General features: G+C 70.7%; 6 protein-coding genes and 1 pseudogene. All 7 read left to right on the top strand.

What is annotated here, in order from left to right; translation table 11 throughout:
* A pseudogene (locus V7E09_RS14285) lies at positions 1-231 on the top strand (hypothetical protein); the annotation flags it as partial.
* Positions 228-1901: an ABC transporter ATP-binding protein gene (locus V7E09_RS14280; RefSeq protein WP_324523583.1), complete on the top strand. Its 1674-nt coding sequence runs from the start codon at positions 228-230 to the stop codon at positions 1899-1901. The pseudogene V7E09_RS14285 and the gene V7E09_RS14280, both read left to right, overlap by 4 nt.
* Positions 1902-1932: 31 nt before the next feature.
* Positions 1933-3177, top strand: coding sequence for a glutamate-5-semialdehyde dehydrogenase (locus tag V7E09_RS14275; RefSeq protein WP_324509524.1), 1245 nt, complete (start codon positions 1933-1935; stop codon positions 3175-3177).
* 29 nt (positions 3178-3206) lie between these two features.
* Complete coding sequence (locus tag V7E09_RS14270) at positions 3207-3347, top strand: hypothetical protein (protein ID WP_324509525.1); 141 nt, start codon at positions 3207-3209, stop codon at positions 3345-3347.
* The gene (gene nadD, locus V7E09_RS14265) at positions 3344-4009 is read left to right on the top strand and encodes a nicotinate-nucleotide adenylyltransferase (protein WP_324509526.1); all 666 of its coding nucleotides are present in this window, start codon (positions 3344-3346) and stop codon (positions 4007-4009) included. The genes V7E09_RS14270 and nadD overlap by 4 nt, the downstream gene beginning before the upstream one ends.
* Positions 3996-4370 carry a ribosome silencing factor gene (rsfS, locus tag V7E09_RS14260; RefSeq protein ID WP_324509527.1) on the top strand — a complete coding sequence of 125 codons (375 nt, stop codon included), beginning with the start codon at positions 3996-3998 and terminating at the stop codon, positions 4368-4370. The genes nadD and rsfS overlap by 14 nt, the downstream gene beginning before the upstream one ends.
* Positions 4367-5071 (top strand): histidine phosphatase family protein, encoded by a 705-nt coding sequence (locus tag V7E09_RS14255; RefSeq protein WP_324523582.1) that lies wholly within the window; start codon positions 4367-4369, stop codon positions 5069-5071. Before rsfS ends, V7E09_RS14255 begins: the two co-directional genes overlap by 4 nt.
* The last annotated feature ends 156 nt before the right edge of the window (positions 5072-5227 follow it).

Raw genomic sequence — 5227 nt, 5'->3', positions numbered from 1 at the left:
CACTTCCATGCCGTGGAGAACAACCGGGGCATCCCGGGGACGGGACAGGTGCCCTGGCCGGCGGTCTTCGCCGCGCTGAACGAGATCGGCTACACCGGGCTCATCGGGTTCGAGCACTTCCCCCTCGACCTTGAGCGGATGGCCGTCCGGACCCACACCTGGCGGGCGATCGCCTCGTCCGAGGAGGTCGTGGTGACGGGACCCGAACTGTTGCGCCTGGCGGCGCGATGAGCGCCGTCGAGGAGACCCCACTGCTTTCGGCACGCGGGGTGAGTGTCACCTTCGACACGGCTGACGGCCCCGCCAACGTCACCCGGCGGGTGTCCTTCGACGTGGCGCCCGGCCAGACGATCGCCCTGGTGGGGGAGTCCGGCTCCGGTAAGACGGTCACCGCCATGACGGTCCTGCATCTGCTGCCCGAGGACGCCCATCGTGCCGGCGCGATGGCGTATCAGGGGGAGGACCTGTTCCACGCGCCACCCGAGCGCATCCGCGAACTGCGCGGCGGCGAGATCGGCATGATCTTCCAGGAGCCCATGACGGCGCTCAACCCCGTGTACACGGTCGGGCGGCAGATCTCCGACGCCATCCGCGCCCACCGCCCGGTCTCCCGGGCGGCCGCCCAGCGGGAGGCGATCAAGCTGCTCGCCGACGTCGGCATTCCCGAGCCGGAGCGACGGGTCCGCAGCTACCCCCACCAGCTCTCGGGAGGGCAGCGGCAGCGGGCGATGATCGCGATGGCGATCTGCAACGATCCCGTCCTGCTCATCGCCGACGAGCCGACGACCGCGCTCGACGTCACCGTGCAGGCGGAGATCCTCGCCCTGCTGCGGCGGCTGCAGCAAGAACGGGGCATGGGCATCGTGCTCATCACCCACGACATGGGCGTCGTCGCCGAGATGGCCGACCGGGTGGTCGTGATGCGCCAGGGCGACGTGGTGGAGAGCGCGGGCGTCTTCGAGCTGTTCGCGGCACCGCAGCATCCCTACACCCAGGCGCTTCTGGCGGCAGTGCCGCGCGTGCGCGACAGCGACTCGCTGGCGGACACCGAACCGGCGGAGGCGAGGATCCGTACCGACACACCGGCCCTGGAGGTGGAGGGCCTGAACGTTCGGTACCCGGGCTCGCTGCTGAAGCGGGGCTTCCAGGCGGTCACCGACGTCAGCTTCACCATCCCTCGGGGCAGTGTGCTCGCCCTGGTGGGGGAGTCGGGGTCGGGCAAGTCGACCATCGGCAAGGCCGTGGTGGGGCTGCTTCCCCCGGAGTCGGGGGAGATCCGGATCGCGGGACGCAGCGCCACCGCGGGAAGCGCCGCGGAACGTCGGGCGCTGCGCAGCGCCTACGCGATGGTGTTCCAGGATCCGGCGTCCTCGCTCAACCCGCGCCTCACGATCGGGGAGAGCATCGGCGAGCCGTTCGTGGTGCACCGGCCGCAGATGCGGCGTGCCGAACGCGACCAACGGGTCGAGGCGCTCCTGGACCAGGTGGAGTTGCCGCCCGCCTGGCACACGCGCTACCCCCACGAGCTGTCAGGCGGGCAGCGGCAGCGAGTCGGCATCGCCCGGGCGCTGGCCCTAGACCCGAGTCTGCTGATCGCCGACGAGCCCACCAGCGCCCTGGACGTCTCCGTGCAGGCGGCCGTGCTGGAGCTGTTCTCGAACCTGCAGCAGGAACTGCAGTTCTCCTGCCTGTTCATCAGCCACGACCTCGCGGTGGTGGACCTGCTGGCCGCCGAGGTGGCCGTGCTGCAGGCCGGGCGGATCGTCGAGATCGGACCCACCGAGTCGGTTCTGCGACATCCCCGCGAGGAGTACACGCGGCGTCTCATCGAGGCGGCTCCGGTTCCTGAGCCGATGCTGCAGCGCGAGCGCGCCGCTGCGCGGCTGCGGATCGCGCGCTGACGGGGGCGTGGGGGAACCTACAATCGTCGCCATGACCTCCTTCACCGATCAAGCAGGCGACGCGCGTCTCGCCGCCCGCGTGCTCGCGACCGCCGTGCGGGCCGACAAGGACGCCGCGCTGCGCGCCATGGCGTCCGCGCTGCTGGCTGGCACGCCGAGCATTCTGGCCGCCAACGCCGAGGATGTGGCCCGCGCCGAGGCGTCCGGTACGGAGGCGTCCCTGATCGACCGGCTGCGGCTCACGCCCGAGCGCATCAGCGGCATGGCCGTCGGGCTCACCGATCTGGCGGGCCTGGCGGACCCGGTCGGCGACGTGGTGCGCGGTTGGACCAATCCCAACGGCGTCCAGGTGCGGCAGGTGCGGGTCCCGTTCGGGGTGGTCGGCATCATCTACGAGGCGCGCCCCAACGTCACCGCCGATGCCGCCGGGATCGCGCTGAAGTCCGGCAACGCGGCGCTGCTGCGCGGCTCCAGTTCGGCCCTGCACTCCAACCAGGCCATCATCGCTGCGCTGCGGGCGGGAATCGCCGACACGGGCCTGCCCGTCGACGCGGTGCAACTGGTCGAGGGGGGCCGCGAGGTCACCGGCGAGATGATGACAGGGCGCGGGCTGGTCGATGTCCTGATCCCGCGGGGCGGGGCGGGGCTCATCAACGCCGTCGTCCAGGGGGCCACCGTCCCGGTCATCGAGACCGGCACGGGCAACTGCCACCTGTTCGTCGATTCCTCCGCCGATGCGGACATGGCCCTCGACATCATGCTCAACGCGAAGGTGCAACGACCCAGCGTGTGCAACGCGCTGGAGACCCTGTTGGTGCACGCCGATATTGCGCCGACGTTCCTGCCCCGAGCGCTGGCGGCGCTCGCCGCCGCGGGCGTCACCGTCCACGGGACCCCCGAGGTCGCGGCCTACTCCGACGCGGTGGTGCCCGCCGGGCCCGGTGAGTTCGACGCCGAGTACCTGACCCTCGACCTGGCCGCGCGCGTCGTCGACGGACTGGACGCCGCTCTGGCGCACATCGCCGAGCACAGCACGGGCCACTCCGAGACCATCATCACCGCCGACCTGGCCAACGCGGAGCGTTTCACCGCCGAGGTGGACGCTGCGGCCGTCCTGGTCAACGCGTCCAGCAGGTTCGTCGACGGCGGCGAGTTCGGATTCGGGGCAGAGATCGGCATCTCGACGCAGAAGCTGCATGCCCGGGGCCCGATGGCGCTCTCGGAGATGACCTCCACAAAGTATGTCCTTCTGGGTCGCGGACAGACGCGTGCCTGAGGCGGGCGAGGTTGGCTAAGCTGCCGCGCATGACCGTTCTGCTCGAGGCCTCCGGCGGCCATGTCGTTGCCGCCGTGGCGACCGGCGTGTCCGTGTTCCTCCTCCTCATGGTGATCCTGGCCATCCTCATCGGTTTCGGCTCTGGGCGCCCGCACACGCAGTCCGAATGAGCTCGACGGGCCTGGCCCTGGGCGAGGGCGGGCGCGCATGGCGCCTCGGTGTCATGGGTGGCACCTTCGACCCCATCCATCACGGCCACCTGGTGGCCGCCAGCGAAGTGGCTGCGCGGTTCGACCTCGATGAAGTGGTGTTCGTCCCCACGGGGCAGCCGTGGCAGAAGGCCGATCAGTTGGTCTCCCCGGCGGAGGACCGGTACCTGATGACCGTCATCGCCACGGCGTCCAACCCCCGGTTCTCGGTGAGCCGCGTGGACATCGACCGTCCTGGCGACACCTATACGGTCGACACGCTGCGCGACGTCAGCGCCGAACGAGGAGGCGACACCGACCTGTTCTTCATCACCGGCGCCGACGCCTTGAGCCAGATCCTCACGTGGCGCGGCGTCGACGCCCTGTTCGATCTGGCTCACTTCGTGGGCGTCTCACGCCCTGGCGTCACCCTGCAGCCCCAGGACATCTCCCACCTGCCCGCCGACAAGGTGACGCTGCTGGAGATCCCCGCCATGGCGATCAGTTCCACCGACTGCCGCCGCCGCACAGCGGAGGGATTGCCCATCTGGTACCTGGTGCCGGACGGTATCGTGCAGTACATCAGCAAGCGGGGCCTGTACGAGAAAGGCCCTCAAGACAAGGAGTCTCATGGCGGCGAGTGAGCGAGCCATCCACCTCACCCAGGTCGCGGCGCGGGCCGCGGCCGACAAGCAGGCCACCGATCTGGTGGCCTTCGACGTTTCCGAGCGGCTGGCCCTGACCGACGTCTTCCTCATCGCGACCGGCGGGAACGAACGCCTCATCGGCGCCGTCGTCGACGCCGTGGAGGAAGCGCTGTTCCACGAGGGTGCCAAGGCACTGCGCCGCGAGGGGGATCGGGAGGCGCGCTGGGTCTTGGTGGACTTCGGCGACATCGTCGTGCACGTGCAGCACCCCGAGGAGCGACAGCTCTATTCGCTGGAGCGTCTGTGGCGCGACACCCCCGCGGTGGCCCTCGAACTCGAGCAGAGCCCCACGGCATGAGTGCACACGCCTCGCCGGGTCCCCGGACCCGGCTCGTCTTGGTGCGCCATGGCGAGACCGACTCGAACGCGTCGGGGCGGTTCCAGGGTCAGGCAGACATTCCCCTGAACGACACGGGACGCGCCCAGGCTGGGGCCGTTGCGGCTCGCATGGTGGAGTTCGCGCCGGCCCGGATCGTCGCCTCCGACCTGAGTCGCGCCCAAGCCACCGCGTCCGCGATCGCCGAGGCGACCGGGGCGCCGCTGCTCACCGAACCGCTCCTGCGGGAGATCAACATCGGCGCGTGGGAGGGCAAGACCGCCGCCCAGGTCGCCGTGGAGTACCCCTGGTACCCGGACGCCCTGCGCTCCGGTGAGGACTTCCGGCGGTCGCCCTCGGGCGAGACCGCGCTGGAGGCGGGCGCCCGGATCGTGCGGGCCCTGGAGGCGATCGCGCGCGCCTACCCCGGACAGACCACGGTCGTGGTCGGACACGGATTGGCCTTGCGCTCAGGGCTGTGCCAGCTCGTTGGCCTGGGGCACGCGGGCACCCACCTGCTGGGTGGGTTGTCCAACTGCTCCTGGACGGAGGTGGAGGTGAGCGGCCGCTGGCGGCTGGTCTCCTACAACAACGTGGCGGGGGCACGGCCGTCGGGCCCGGCGGTCTTGTCGCCCAGCATGCAGCTCGGGATCACCTCCGAGCAGACCGCAGACATCGCCTGAGGGCGGGCCGAACCGCGGGCGCGATGACAAGCCCCGCGCCCCCGGGTGACAGTCCCGCGCCCTCGGGTGACGACTCAGGCCAGCAGCGCCGCGGCGCCGATCTTCACCGAGTTCGCGTACAGCGTCTCCCGCTCCTCGGCGGACATGTCGTGGGTG

Source organism: Propioniciclava sp. (assembly GCF_036744435.1).
GTDB lineage: Bacteria > Actinomycetota > Actinomycetes > Propionibacteriales > Propionibacteriaceae > Propioniciclava.
The sequence above is the reverse complement of the archived record's forward strand: the minus strand, read 5'-3'. Positions and strand labels throughout refer to the sequence as shown.

Excerpts from the sequence above, each read along its gene's own strand:
- V7E09_RS14270 (WP_324509525.1), top strand. The coding sequence starts at position 3,207 with ATGACCGTTCTGCTCGAGGCCTCCGGCGGCCATGTCGTTGCCGCCGTG.
- nadD (WP_324509526.1), top strand. The coding sequence starts at position 3,344 with ATGAGCTCGACGGGCCTGGCCCTGGGCGAGGGCGGGCGCGCATGGCGC.
- rsfS (WP_324509527.1), top strand. The coding sequence starts at position 3,996 with ATGGCGGCGAGTGAGCGAGCCATCCACCTCACCCAGGTCGCGGCGCGG.
- V7E09_RS14280 (WP_324523583.1), top strand. The coding sequence starts at position 228 with ATGAGCGCCGTCGAGGAGACCCCACTGCTTTCGGCACGCGGGGTGAGT.
- V7E09_RS14255 (WP_324523582.1), top strand. The coding sequence starts at position 4,367 with ATGAGTGCACACGCCTCGCCGGGTCCCCGGACCCGGCTCGTCTTGGTG.
- V7E09_RS14275 (WP_324509524.1), top strand. The coding sequence starts at position 1,933 with ATGACCTCCTTCACCGATCAAGCAGGCGACGCGCGTCTCGCCGCCCGC.